General features: G+C 62.8%; 12 protein-coding genes. 7 read left to right on the top strand and 5 right to left on the bottom strand.

From position 1 onward, the window contains the following. Nucleotides 1–84 precede the first annotated feature (84 nt). From Q8O29_RS15665 to Q8O29_RS15680, 4 genes are all read left to right on the top strand, one after another. Nucleotides 85–1,161: an NAD(P)/FAD-dependent oxidoreductase gene (locus Q8O29_RS15665; RefSeq protein WP_305564423.1), complete on the top strand. Its 1,077-nt coding sequence runs from the start codon at nucleotides 85–87 to the stop codon at nucleotides 1,159–1,161. A 157-nt stretch (nucleotides 1,162–1,318) separates the two neighbouring features. After that, entirely contained in the window at nucleotides 1,319–2,302 is a 984-nt protein-coding gene (gene gluQRS / locus Q8O29_RS15670) for a tRNA glutamyl-Q(34) synthetase GluQRS (RefSeq protein ID WP_305564424.1), read from the top strand. Nucleotides 2,303–2,312: 10 nt separating this feature from the next. Beyond that, complete coding sequence (trmB, locus tag Q8O29_RS15675; RefSeq protein WP_305564426.1) at nucleotides 2,313–3,062, top strand: tRNA (guanosine(46)-N7)-methyltransferase TrmB; 750 nt, start codon at nucleotides 2,313–2,315, stop codon at nucleotides 3,060–3,062. A gap of 238 nt (nucleotides 3,063–3,300) precedes the next feature. Further along, nucleotides 3,301–4,200, top strand: a complete 900-nt coding sequence (locus tag Q8O29_RS15680) for a pseudouridine synthase (protein WP_305564428.1) — start codon at nucleotides 3,301–3,303, stop codon at nucleotides 4,198–4,200. 156 nt (nucleotides 4,201–4,356) lie between these two features. Here the strand turns inward: Q8O29_RS15680 and Q8O29_RS15685 are convergent, their stop codons facing one another. Continuing rightward, on the bottom strand, nucleotides 4,357–5,460 hold the full coding sequence (locus Q8O29_RS15685; protein ID WP_305564430.1) for a transglutaminase-like domain-containing protein: 1,104 nt from the start codon (nucleotides 5,458–5,460) through the stop codon (nucleotides 4,357–4,359). A gap of 294 nt (nucleotides 5,461–5,754) precedes the next feature. On the opposite strand from Q8O29_RS15685, the gene Q8O29_RS15690 reads away from it, so the two are divergent. Further along, on the top strand, nucleotides 5,755–6,693 hold the full coding sequence (locus tag Q8O29_RS15690) for a LysR substrate-binding domain-containing protein (RefSeq protein WP_305564432.1): 939 nt from the start codon (nucleotides 5,755–5,757) through the stop codon (nucleotides 6,691–6,693). Between the two features lie 2 nt (nucleotides 6,694–6,695). Here Q8O29_RS15690 and Q8O29_RS15695 read toward each other — a convergent pair whose 3' ends face one another. Genes Q8O29_RS15695 through Q8O29_RS15705 form a run of 3 tightly spaced genes read right to left on the bottom strand, consistent with a single transcriptional unit; the run spans nucleotide 6,696 to nucleotide 9,705 of the window. Continuing rightward, complete coding sequence (locus Q8O29_RS15695) at nucleotides 6,696–7,460, bottom strand: enoyl-CoA hydratase/isomerase family protein (protein WP_305564434.1); 765 nt, start codon at nucleotides 7,458–7,460, stop codon at nucleotides 6,696–6,698. Then, nucleotides 7,457–8,434 carry a tripartite tricarboxylate transporter substrate binding protein gene (locus tag Q8O29_RS15700; protein WP_305564436.1) on the bottom strand — a complete coding sequence of 326 codons (978 nt, stop codon included), beginning with the start codon at nucleotides 8,432–8,434 and terminating at the stop codon, nucleotides 7,457–7,459. The genes Q8O29_RS15695 and Q8O29_RS15700 overlap by 4 nt, the downstream gene beginning before the upstream one ends. Beyond that, nucleotides 8,431–9,705, bottom strand: coding sequence for a CaiB/BaiF CoA-transferase family protein (locus Q8O29_RS15705; RefSeq protein WP_305564468.1), 1,275 nt, complete (start codon nucleotides 9,703–9,705; stop codon nucleotides 8,431–8,433). Before Q8O29_RS15705 ends, Q8O29_RS15700 begins: the two co-directional genes overlap by 4 nt. Nucleotides 9,706–9,877: 172 nt before the next feature. Here Q8O29_RS15705 and Q8O29_RS15710 point away from each other — a divergent pair, with 172 nt between their 5' ends. Further along, nucleotides 9,878–11,023: a hypothetical protein gene (locus Q8O29_RS15710; RefSeq protein WP_305564438.1), complete on the top strand. Its 1,146-nt coding sequence runs from the start codon at nucleotides 9,878–9,880 to the stop codon at nucleotides 11,021–11,023. On the opposite strand, the gene Q8O29_RS15715 is transcribed toward Q8O29_RS15710, so the two are convergent. Then, on the bottom strand, nucleotides 11,020–11,496 hold the full coding sequence (locus Q8O29_RS15715) for a TlpA disulfide reductase family protein (protein ID WP_305564440.1): 477 nt from the start codon (nucleotides 11,494–11,496) through the stop codon (nucleotides 11,020–11,022). The two genes, Q8O29_RS15710 and Q8O29_RS15715, sit on opposite strands and share 4 nt — an antisense overlap. 233 nt (nucleotides 11,497–11,729) lie before the next feature. Between Q8O29_RS15715 and egtD the strand changes: the two genes are divergently transcribed. Continuing rightward, complete coding sequence (egtD, locus tag Q8O29_RS15720; RefSeq protein ID WP_305564442.1) at nucleotides 11,730–12,749, top strand: L-histidine N(alpha)-methyltransferase; 1,020 nt, start codon at nucleotides 11,730–11,732, stop codon at nucleotides 12,747–12,749. Nucleotides 12,750–12,754: the final 5 nt, after the last annotated feature.

Here is a 12,754-nt window from a genome sequence, read left to right on the forward strand (position 1 = left end):
GGCATCAACCGCCGCTGCGTGTAGAGTGCGTCTATGGTTTTCGTTTAAGGTTGCGTTGTGACTACATCCAGAAATAACAAAGACATGACTCAAAAATCCCGCCCCCGTCCTGCTACCCCTTCCACGCCCCGCCATATCGCCGTGGTCGGCGCAGGCATGGCCGGCATCACCTGCGCACGTACTCTGGTGCAGGCAGGCCACCGCGTGACGGTGTTTGAGAAAAGCCGGGGTCCGGGTGGGCGCATGGCCACTCGCAACACCGAGTTCGGCGGATTCGATCATGGCACCCAATACTTCACGGTGCGCGACAGCCGTTTTGAAAAAGCCCTGGCCACCAGTGCTGGCCTGGTACGGCCCTGGAGCGCCAACACCGTGCGCATTCTCGACGAGGCCGGCCGTGTGGTGGCGTCCTCGCTGCCGCCCAAAGAGGCGCACTGGGTGCCGACACCGGGCATGAACGCGCTGGTCAAACAGTGGGCCCAGCCGCTGGCGGCCGCCGATGCGCTGGTGCTGGAGACCCAGGTGATTCGTATGGAAACAGACAAGCTGCACCCGGAGCGCTGGCAGTTGCAGACCGAGGGCCCAGGCGCGCGCCCTCTGGTGTATTCGGGCTTTGATGCGGTGATCCTGGCCGTGCCCTCGCCGCAGGCGCATGCCTTGCTGCTGAGCTCGCAACAGGGCAAGGCCCTGATGCCGGCACTCGCCGACGTCAGCATCGCCCCCTGCTGGACCCTGATGCTGGCCTTCCCGCAAGCCCTGCAGCCGACCTTGCCGCATCTGGGCCCGCAGTGGAATGCCGCGCGCAGCACCCATCACCGTATCGCCTGGCTGGCACGCGAGTCGTCCAAGCCCGGCCGCAGTGCGATCGAACGCTGGACCGTGCAGGCCAGCCCCGAATGGTCGGAACGCCATCTCGAGGATGACGACGAACGCGTCAAGGCCAAACTGCTGAAAGCCTTCACCGAGGTCACCGGCATACGCGCACAACCCCCACATGTCGCCGTGCACCGCTGGCGCTACGCCCAGACCACCGAGGTGCTGGGCAAGCCCTTTTTGTGGGACGCCAAATCCCGCATCGGCGCCTGCGGCGACTGGTGTACCGGTCACCGTGTTGAAGACGGTTTTGTCTCGGGACTGGAAATGGCACTGAAGATCTGTTAGCCCCCACGGTTGCTCACTAGCGTGTAGCGCCCTGCCCCCCGAGGGGGCCGCTGCGCCTGCGGTCTGGCAAAGCCAGTCCCGCGGCCCCTGCTTGCAGGGGAGAGCGCCTCGCATAGTGCTCCCACGCTTTCACTGCCGATGAGGCATATTTCTGTCCATGCAAACTTCAGCCAAAGGACTTCCAGCGGGCTACATCGGTCGTTTCGCCCCCTCGCCCACGGGGCCGCTGCATGCCGGCTCGCTGGTCGCGGCACTCGCGAGCTGGCTGGACGCGCAGGCCCACGGCGGCCAGTGGCTGGTGCGCATCGAGGACATCGACACGCCCCGCTGCGTTCCGGGTGCCGATGCCCTGATCCTGCAACAGCTGGCAGCCTGCGGACTGCTGCCCGATGCGCCGCCGCTGTACCAGTCGCAACGCAGCGCGGCCTACCAGGCCGCGCTTGATGCGCTGATCGGCAAGCAGCTTGCCTACCCCTGCGGCTGCACGCGGCAGGACATCGCGCTGGCGCTGGCTGAGGCTGGACAGCCCAAAGCCCGCCATGGCGAGCTGGTTTACCCCGGCACCTGCCGCCACGGGCTGGGCGGCCGCCCTGCGCGCGCCCGGCGCTTCCAGACTGGGAATATTGAACAAAATTGGCCTCCAGCCCATGCTGGACATGGGAAAGTAGCTATTAATTTAATAGCAAATCTAGGACTCGACTGGCAAGACAGACGCCTGGGCTCGCAGCATCAGGATGTGGCCCAGACCGTTGGAGACTTCGTGCTACAACGCGCTGACGGCCTGTGGGCCTACCAGCTCGCCGTCGTGGTGGACGACGGCGCACAAGGCATCAGCGACGTGGTGCGCGGCGAGGATCTCGCCGACAACACCGCACGCCAGATCCTGCTGCAGCGCGCGCTGGGATTGCCGACACCGCGCTACCTGCATGTGCCGCTGGTGCGGGGGGCAGACGGCGACAAACTGTCCAAGCAAAATGGCGCGCAGCCGCTGGACACTGGCGCGCCGCTGGCCAGCCTGAATGCCACAGCGCGATTGCTGGGCCTGCAGGTGGCCGCTGGCGGCGGCGTTGGGGACTGGCTGGCTCAGGCGGTGCAGCAATGGGCGGCCCTGTACCCGCCGTCGGTCAACACGCGCCCGTAAAATCACACCTGTGACTGAAACAACTTCCCCCGGCGATACCTCCCCTCCTGCGACAGATGCGACGGAGGTCGCCCACCATCGCAGCATCCGCAGCTTTGTGCGCCGCACCGGCCGCACCACCCTCGGCCAGGCCAAGGCCTTCGAGGACGTGGGTCCAGCCTACCTGCTGCCCTATGCGCCCGCGCCCGTGGACTTTGCGGCGGTTTATGGACGTACGGCGCCCACCATCCTCGAAATCGGCTTTGGGATGGGCGAGGCCACGGCCCACATCGCCGCACTGATGCCAGAGAAAAACTTTCTCTGCTGCGAGGTCCACACGCCCGGCGTGGGCGCCCTGCTCAAGCGCATCAGCGAACAGGGCCTGACCAACATCCGCATCGTCCAGCACGACGCCGTGGAAGTTCTTCAGCACATGCTGGCGCCGCTGAGCCTGGACGGCGTGCACATTTTTTTTCCCGATCCCTGGCACAAGAAAAAACACAACAAGCGCCGGCTGATCCAGCCGCCGCTGATCGCGCAGTTGATGACGCGGCTCCAAGCCGGCGGCTACCTGCACTGCGCCACCGACTGGCAGCCGTATGCCGAGCAGATTCTCGACGTGCTGGCGGCCGAACCTCTGCTGGAAAACACCGCCGACAGCACCGGCGGCGGCTACGCGCCCAAGCCGCACTACCGCCCGCTCACCAAGTTTGAAAACCGCGGCATCCAGCTCGGGCATGGCGTCTGGGACCTGGTGTTTACGCGTGTCCAAGCCCCTTAAAACTGTAGAAGGCCAGGCCCATACGGCCGCCGAGGCTCTCTCTTCACCAGCAGGGGCCGCGGATCTGGCTTTGCCAGTCCGCAGGCGCAGCGCCACCGAGGGGCTGGAGCCTGCGGCTCCAAACCTGCCTGCGCAGGTTTGGACAGGCGACAGAAGCGAAGCCTCTGGCGAGCGGCGGCCTGCAAGGCCTCGCGCAGTACGCGAAGCGACAAGCGTGGGGGCTCATAAATTCGGCGGCTTGCCCACACGCGAGGGCGTGAGCCCAAGCTGTGTCAGCTTGCCCGGCGGCGGCTGGCCGACCTTCACCGATTTCCTGGTCCAGCGTTTCCCCGAAATTTCGCGCGAAGTGTGGCTGCAGCGCATGGCAGTCGGCGCAGTGATGGACGAGTTCGGCGAGCCCGTCACACCACAGCGCGCCTACCGTGGCCACATGCGGCTGTACTACTACCGCGCCCTGCCACCCGAAATCCGCATCCCATTCGACGAGGAACTGCTGTTCCAGGACGAGCACCTGGTGGTCGTCGACAAGCCGCACTTTTTGCCGGTCACGCCTTCGGGCCACTACCTGCAGGAGACGCTGCTGGTGCGACTGAAAAACCGGCTGGGCCTCGATGGCCTGAGCCCAATCCACCGCATCGACCGCGAAACCGCCGGCATCGTGCTGTTTTCAGTGAAACCGCAGGAGCGCGCTGCCTACCAGGACCTGTTCAGGCAGCGCAAGGTGGACAAGCGTTATGAAGCGATTGCACCCTGGCGCGCCGACATCACCTTTCCGCGCGTGCGCCGCAGTCGCATTGTGGAAGGCCAGCCGTTTTTTCGCCAGGCCGAGGTGGACGGACCGCCCAACAGCGAAACCCTGATTGCGCTGCTGGAGACCCGCAGCACGCTGGCGCGTTACGGCCTGAACCCGGTCACCGGCAAAAAGCACCAACTGCGTGTGCACATGTATGCGCTGGGCCTGCCCATCGTCAACGACCGCGTCTACCCGCCGCTGGACCCGACGCCCGAGGACGACTACCGCTTCCCGCTGCAGTTGCTGGCGCAGGCCATCAGCTTCGACGACCCTTTCACCGGCCAGCGCCGACAGTTCAGCAGCAAGCGGCGGCTGGATCTGCCAGTGAGTGACTCAGGGTTTTAGTCAAGCCCGGGCCGCAGGCGCAGCGCCCCCTCGGGGCTGGTGCCTGCGGCTCCGAACCTGCTTTGAGCAGGTTGGGACAGGCGCCAGAAGCGAAGCCTCTGGCGCGCGGCGGCCTGCAAGGTGCAGCAGCTACACGCAGTGAGCAAGCGTGGGGGCTCAAATTTCTTTGGCCGTGATCTGGTATTTGAAATCGTCCGGCGCGTAGGAGTCAAAGCGACCGCCCGCATCTTCGGCCACGGGGTACATGAAAAAACCCAGCTTTTCCTGCGTTGAGTTGGGCAAGGCAATATCGTGCGCGGTGTTGAAAGCCATCCAGTTGCCTTCCCAGCCGCCGAACAGCGCCTTGTTGACCGGAGCGACCACTGGGTTGGTGGTGTTTTTGATCCAATCGGCGGTTTCCAGGCGCATCACCTTGGCCACGTCGGCGGGGTCCATCGCCACCCAGCCGTAGCCCTTGAGGAAAACTTCCGAGCGGCAATGCTGCGCGCCCTTGAGGCTGGCCGGGTTGCCGCTGAGTTCCTTGTAATCGAAGGCCGAAGGCACCAGGCGAATGCCATACACATCACGCGCCGGAATGCCGACCGAACGGCACAGGCCGACAAACAGCGCATTCAGGTCGGCGCATTTGCCGCCGAGGTTGCCGGTCTCCAGCATGGTCTTGATGTCGCCTTCACCGCAGCCGCGCACCTTGGGGTCGCGGTAGGTGTTGGCGACGATCCAGTCGTAAATCTTCTGCGTTTTGTCCACATCGGTCTTCGCGCCGCGTGTGGCTTGCAGCGCGGTGGTGCGCACGATGCCGTCGGTGGGCAAAAACTTTGTCGGTCGGGTGAAGTAGTGCAGCGTATCGGCATCTTCACGCACCGCAGTTTTTTTCGACCAGTCGATGGCGCGGCCCTGGGTCTGCACACGGCTGGTCAACTCGACAAAGGGCTGCGCCTGGCCGGCAGAAAATTCGGCGTACAGCATCTTGGCGCCGTCCACCCCGTCATCGGTCAGGTCGGTTTTGCCGTTGCTGGCAAAGCCGCTGGCCTGCGAGCGCTGGTAGTCGCTGTTGACCGAAGGAATCGGCAGCCAGACTTTGGTCACGCCCTGGGGCTTGAGGATATCCACGCGCGTCGTGACCTCAAAGGTACGCCAGGCACCGCTTTGGGGTGCAAAGTTGCTGCGCGCCGAGGTCTGCGCGAAGTTGATGGCGGGAAATGCGGCAGCCATCGCGGCTGCAGCGGTATTTTTGAGGAAGGTACGGCGTACGGTGGTCATCAAAAGAACTCCGAAATAGTGGGTGGGCGACGTGAACGGGCAGGTGAAGATGCACCGGGATGTCAGTGCGGACTGGAGAAAAAGCCCCCAACCGCAGAACAATTATGGCCGCTTTCACGCCGCATCGCCGCCGCCCCGAAACGACTCAGGCGTCTGGTGACTTGAGCGTTGTCCCCGTGGGGCTGCCGAAGCGCGGAAACTGGTGCCAACAAGCGGTTCAATGCCACAATCGAAAGTTCTTTTTGCCCGCCCAGTGCTTCCTCGGCCGCCTTACGCAACGTGTCTCCCAAACCCATGCTTGAATTCCGTCAGCTCCGCTACTTCGTCGAAATTGTTGACGCCGGCTCACTGACGCGTGCCGCAGGCTCTCTTCACATTGCGCAGTCGGCCTTGAGCCAGCAGATGACCAGCCTCGAGGAGAGTGTCGGCGTCCGTTTGCTCACCCGCAGCGTCAAGGGGGTCACGGCGACCGATGCGGGCTGGGCGGTCTATCGCCATGCCCAGACGATCCTCAAACTTGGCGCAGAGACGCGGGACGTCGCACAAGGCGCTGGCGTGCATGCGTCGGGCAGGGTCAGGGTGGGACTGCCTTCGAGTATTGCCATGATCCTCGCCGCCCCCATGCTCAACGAAGTGCAGAAACGTTATCCCGGCATCCTTGTGGAGTTGTACGAAAGCCCGAGCACCTATCTTGCGGCCCAGCTGTTTGACGAACGGGTGGACTTGAGCGTCGTCGTCGACAAGTCGCCGCCTCCCGGTCTGGCGACGATGCCCTTGGTGGACGAACGTCTTTACTTGGTGCAGGCGCGTCCGGTCAGGAAACTACCGGCAACACCGGTCCGCCTGGCCGACCTGACGGGCACGCCAATGATTCTCACGACGCGAGCAACCACTCTGAGGCATATGGTGGATGCTGCCTTTGCGGAAGCCGGCGTTACGCCGCAGGTGCAGGCCGAGGCAAGCTCGATTCAGACACTTCTCACCGTGGTCGCACAAGGCGCCCTGGCGACACTGATTCCGTTTTCCGCCCTGTCCTGGCATGCGGCGACACGCGCCCTGGCCCAACGTCCTGTCGAGCCTGAAGTCCTCAGACGCGCATCACTCGCCTGGTCACGCACGGCCTCAATGACCCAAGCCACCGAATGTGTCCGCCTCGTGATTATCGATGTCGTTCGCGAGATGGTGAGCAGCGGCCGCTGGTGTGGCACGACCCTGTGCGAGCCGGCGCAGTGACCTCAGTTCAGCAGGGCCAGTCGCCGCGCCACCTCGGGTGAGGCCAGCGAGGCCTGATAAGCCTCCCGCCCCTCGGCGTCCAGCCATGTTCCGGCTGCGAGCCCATCGATATGGCGCTTCATGGAAGCCACGGCGCCGGCTTCACCGGCCATGATGGCCTCGACATAGGCCTCGACGCGCGCAGGCAATTCGTTCGCCGGCACAAGTTCGCTGAGAAAACCCACGCGCAGCATCTCGGCCGCATCGATCACCTGGCCCGTGAGAAACAGCTTCTTGGTGAAAGGTGAACCAAGGCGCGACACGAAACGACGCAGTCCGCCCGGGTAGTAGTGCAGGCCGAATTTTGCGGCCGGCATGAACATCCGGCTTCCCGTGACGCCGATACGAAAATCGCAACAGATCGCGAAATCGGTGCCGCCGCCATAAACGCTTCCGTTGAGCGCGCAGATGGTCGGCAAAGCCAGTGCTTCCACGCGATCGAGCATGTTCTCGAAACTGTGGTCAAGCCGCGACTGAATAGCGCCAAGGGTGTAGCCGGAGCAGAAGGTTTTCGATCCGCTGCCCGTGAACACAATTGCCCTGATAGCTGTGTTGCGTTCGATGTCATCAAGGTGCGCCATCAGCACCGGGATGTCCTCCGGGTCAACGCGGTTGTGCTGCCCGGGGCGGCGCAAGGTTATCGTCGCACATGCCTCGTTGATGACCAGCACCGGCCGCGTCAGCGCCTCTGGCTCCAGCTCTTCCACCTGGCATTCGCGTTCTTTCATTCCGGCTTGATTCCCTGGTCTTGCACGACCTTCGTGAACTGCTTGATCTCTTTCGATACCAGTGCGTCAAGGTCGGACGGCGAACCGCCGGATACACGGCCTGCCTGGCTTTCTATCTTGGCGCGAACCACGGGATCGGCCAGCGCCGCAAGCGTGGCGAGGTGCAACTTGCGTACGATCGCTTCAGGCGTGCTGCGCGGCACAAAGGTGCCGATCCATGTGTCGGACTCATAGCCCGGAACGCCGGATTCGGCAATGGTGGGGACGTCGGGGATCAAGGGGGAGCGTTCCTTCGAGGTGACGGCAAGCGCCTTCAGCTTGCCGCTCTTGATGTGGGGCAAAGCGCCGCTCAGCGTTCCAATGAGCGCGGGAACCTGATTGCCCATGACGTCGACGATGGCCGGGCCGGCGCCCCGGTAAGGTACGTGGTTCATGGGTTGTTTGGACATGGACTGCAGCAGCCCGCCCGCGAAATGACCCGGTGAGCCAACACCGCCACTGGCATAGTTGAGGTATTTTGGTTCTTTCTTCCCCAGTGCCAGCCACTCCATGAGATTGTTGGCCGGAACGGAGGGATGGACCGCAATCACCTGCGGCAAGGCGCCGATCAAGGTGACACCTCGCAAGTCACGCTCGGTGTCGAACGGCAGTTTGGGCATGAGCGCCTGGTTGATGCTGTGCGACGACACCGTGAACAGCACGTTGTACCCGTCCGGCGCAGACTTGGCAACGAAGTCCGTGGCAATGCTGCCGCCAGCGCCCGCCTTGTTTTCAACGATCACCGTTTGGCCAAGAATTTCCGACATCTTGGTGTTGAGCGATCGGGCAATCGTGTCAGTGCCTCCACCTGGTGCAAAGGTCACGATCAGTTTGACCGGCTGCCTGGAAGGAAAGTCCTGGGCCAGCAGAACTGCAGGCAGCGAAAAAACGGCGGCGAGGCCTAAGACCGTCCGCGCGCAAAAAAAAGTGTTCATATTGTCTCCGTGTCGTTTTGGTTGGGAATCGATACATGTTGAAAAACCACCTGATCGCGCATCAACGCATCTATGCGCGACACGGGTACGCCGTAATCCGCCAGGACCTCGCGGGTATGCTGCCCAAACAGCGGGGGCGCGGTACGCACCGATTTCCCGTTCATTGCATCGAGGCGAATGGGGCAGCCGACCTGCTTGAGCGGCCCCAACGAGGGATGATCGACTTCCTCGACCAGTCCGCAGTGCACAACCTGTTCGTCGGCGAACACGTCCGCAAGATCGTTGATGGGCCCGGCCGGGATGCCAGCCTCGATGCACAGCCGGGTCCAATGCTCACGCGTATGTTTTTTCAGCTCAAGCTCCAGCGCGGCCTTGAGTTCGCCGCGACGCTCCACCCGGGCGGCGTTGTCGGCATAGCGCGGATCATTGACCAGTTCATCAAGACCCAGCAACGCGCACAATTTGCACCACATGTCGGTCGTCGCGGGGGCGATGTTGAATGGCCCGTCAGCGGTTTGGAACACCCCGTATGGCGAGATGACCGGATGGGTGTTTCCCACCGGGGAGGGCACTTCGCCCAAGCTCAAATAGCGTTGTCCTTGGACGCTCAGCAAGCCCACGAGGCTGGCGAGCAAGGAAGTCTCGACCCGCTGCCCGCGTCCCGTGGTCTTTCTTTCAAGCAAGGCCGCCAGCACGCCCATGGCCGCCCACATTCCCGCAGCTTGGTCCCCGATGGCGACCCCGACACGCATCGGACCGGACTCTGGCGAGCCGGTGACGCTCATGAGCCCCGAGTAGCCCTGGGCAATCTGGTCGAACCCGGGCCACTGCCCCGCAGGACCGGTTCGGCCAAAGCCGGTGATGCCCGCATAAACAAGCGCCGGGTTGTCGGCCACCAGCGTTTCGTAGGACAGTCCCATCGCTTCCATGGTTCCGGGGCGAAAATTCTCCACGACCACGTCCGACTTGCGTGAAAGCTCGCGCAACAAATCGCTGGCGACAGGGTCGCGGAAATTAAGCGCCATGCCGCGCTTGTTGCGGTTGCCGCTGAGGTAATAGGCGCTGACACCCCGGTCGTAGGGGCCCCAGTTGCGAATCATGTCGCCGTTGGGACTGGGTTCTACCTTGACAACATCCGCTCCCAGGTCAGCCAGCACCATGGTGCAGAATGGCCCGGCGAGCGCCCGGGTGAGGTCCAGCACTTTGATGCCTGCGAGCGGCAGGCTGTTTGAAGATGCCGAAGCTTGGGGTGAATGGAGCGAATCAGTCATGGTCTTCCTGTTGGGGTTCGAGCTTAGGATGAACGGCGTCTTCTGAAAACTACTGAATTCAGAGGTGGGGTATAAGCGCAATGGATGGGCTTGCAGCCGACAAAAAAAACAGTTGGCATTCGCGAAGCCGCTTACAACAACAGCCAGACAAGGGCCGGAGGCGATGGCGAGCATGAATCAATCAGGCAAACAATCCGGGCCAGTGGGCGGCGTGCACATCCGTGGGCCGGGCATCGATGACCTCGCGGCAGCGCGGCAGGCCGTGCTAACCCGGCTGGACGCGCCAGACCTCGCCCCCCGCGTGCTGAGCGGTGAAGGGGCCGATGCCGCGGGCCGCTTTATCCGCTTCAGCCTGAACGCCGAACAGGCCGCCGCCTGGGCGCCCGGCTACGACACCCTGCAGCTATGTGACATGCTGCACCTCGACACCGAACACCAACCCGGCGACCTCACGCGCGAAATCGTGCTGGCCCTGCTGATGGCGCCTGTCCCGGTGGAATTTCCAAGCGCGGATGAACTGGTGTCGGCCGTGCAGATCCGGCGCAACATTGTGCAGGCCGCCCGCAAAACCACGCTGGCCTTTCATACCAGCCAGGCCGAGCGGCCGGAGGACTGTTGGACTTACAAGGAAGACTGCGGCTTTGTCATCTTGCCCGGTGTTTCGCTCACGGCGGCGCTGGCCAAGGCCACGCAGCCAGAGGTGTCGGGCACGCTGTATTCGTTTTCCTGCTACCGCGCCACCGAGTACGTGATTTTGCTGGGTATTGCGCAGGAACTGGCGCATTGCCATCCCGATCTTTTCCGCAGCCTGCAAAGCTTTTGGACGCGGCGACCGATCATGTCAGGTGAGTTTCACGAGGTATTTTTGCGAGAACAAGGCGCCATGGAAGCACCGCTGCCGCCACGTTATTACGTGCCGGGGGACCGGGTGTGGTTTCGCAATCCCGATGAAGCATCTGCGGAAGCCTCCGGCTACGAAGGGTCCTGGGTCATCTACCTGGGTGCCGGCCTGTTCAGCAATTTCTGGAAGCGGCATCAGCCCTATACGTTGGCCGACAAGTGCCTGGAAATTTACCACTGGCGCCATGCACTCTACATTGACGCTGAAGGGCATGAGCGCATCGACGAAACGAAGGTGGAGGCACTGGTGGCCGCCGCGCGGCAGGATCCCGCCGAAGTCGAGCGCATCCTGGCACTGATGCAGCGTTACCGCGAGCCGCGCGGCGTTTACGTGGACGGCGGCTGCCTGGACACCACGCGTGAGTTTGCGCGCTGGGTGCATCCGGGTACAACGGATCTTGTAATTCCTGTCACCTAACTTTTTAGCAGCGCGTCGATCCATTGAGCCGCGGGCGCACCGGTCCAGTCGACCTCGCCCTGCACGCGCTGGCGCGGCCGACCCTGGCGGTCAATCAGCACCGTGGTCGGAAACACCTTGACACCCCAGGCCCGTGCAGTCAGTCCCTGCGGGTCCAGCAGCACGGGCAGGCTCAGGCCTGTCGTCGCCGCGAACTGGATGGCACGCCTCGGATGTTCTTTGAAGTTAAGCGCCAGCACCAGCAACTTGTCGGGGCCATAAAGGTCGGCGATTTGCTGCAGTGTGGGCATTTCCGCGCGGCAGGGCTCGCACCAACTGGCCCAGAAGTTAATCAGCACCGCGTGGCCCTTCAAATCATCCAGACGCCAGGTTTTACCACTGGTGTCGAGCGCTTCAAAAGCCGGCGCTGTCCCTTGCCAGGGTGAAACGGTGTAGGTGGCGTCACCCGCCGCCATGGCATCGCGCCACAGCACGCAAGCACCGCCTGCCAGCAGTGCGGCCTGTAAAATCCGCCGCCGGGGTTCAATGAAAGGTAAGTCTGGAACCATGGTGAGAACCAAGCGTATCAGGGTCGGGGTATCAGGGTAGCCTGCGGGGCATCTTGCTGCGGTCAATCAACCCCGCTTGCATGCAAAGCGAAACAGTCCTACAAAGGCAGTTGTCCGGCTTCTTTTAAAGTCCTTTCACTCCATTTAAAAAATTCATTTTGAACTTAGCACTCAAGCTCCCCGCGCTGGCTTTGCCAGCAACCTCGCCGCAGTTCATCAACCGTTACAACGAGACTTCCGGCAAGCAGACGCTCAACATGGTCAGTGAACTGACCGAGGGCCTGAACGCAGCGGCGGCCAGTGTCTCGCCCAAGTATTTCTATGACGCGCTGGGCTCCAAACTGTTTGAGGCCATCACCGAGCTTGATGAGTACTACCCGACCCGGACCGAGGCCGGGATCTTCGACGCCGCACACACGTCGATGGCAAACGCCCTCGCCGATGCCGGTATCACCCGCTCATGTCTGATTGACCTGGGGGCGGGCAACTGCGCCAAGGCCAGCCGGCTGATCCCGCACCTGCAGCCGCAGCAGTATGTACCGGTGGACATTTCAGTGGGCTTTCTTCGCGACGCGGCCGAGCAGGTTCAAAGTACGTTTCCAGCCCTGGACATCGTCGGTGTCGGCATGGATTTTTCAACGGGGATGGTGCTTCCGGCCGAGGTGCAGCAAAGCGACCGGGTGTTTTTTTACCCCGGCTCCAGCCTGGGCAATTTTTCGCCCGATCAGGCACTGGCGTTTTTGCAGCGCATGGTGGACCCGGCCCAGGGCGCCGCACGTGGGCTGCTGCTGGGTATCGACCTGGTCAAGGACCAGGCCACGCTGGAAGCCGCTTATGACGATGCGCTGGGCGTGACGGCCGCCTTTAATAAAAACCTGCTCCGCCACATCAACCGCCTGCTCGGTTCCGATTTTGATGCGCGCCAGTGGCGCCATCTCGCGCTCTTCAACGAGTCCGAATCACGTATCGAGATGCACCTGCAGGCACAGAAAAATCTGAGCGTGCACTGGCCCGGCGGTGAGCGGTCTTTTCGTGGCGGTGAGCGTATCCACACGGAAAACTCCTACAAATACACGCTGGCGTCCATGTCCGCCCTGCTGCGGCGCGCGGGGTTCACGCAGATCAACTACTGGACAGATCCGAAGGACTGGTTTGCGGTTTTTTGGGCTGCGGTTTAGGCCGG

It is taken from the genome of Polaromonas sp., from assembly GCF_030689685.1.
Taxonomy (GTDB): domain Bacteria; phylum Pseudomonadota; class Gammaproteobacteria; order Burkholderiales; family Burkholderiaceae_C; genus Polaromonas.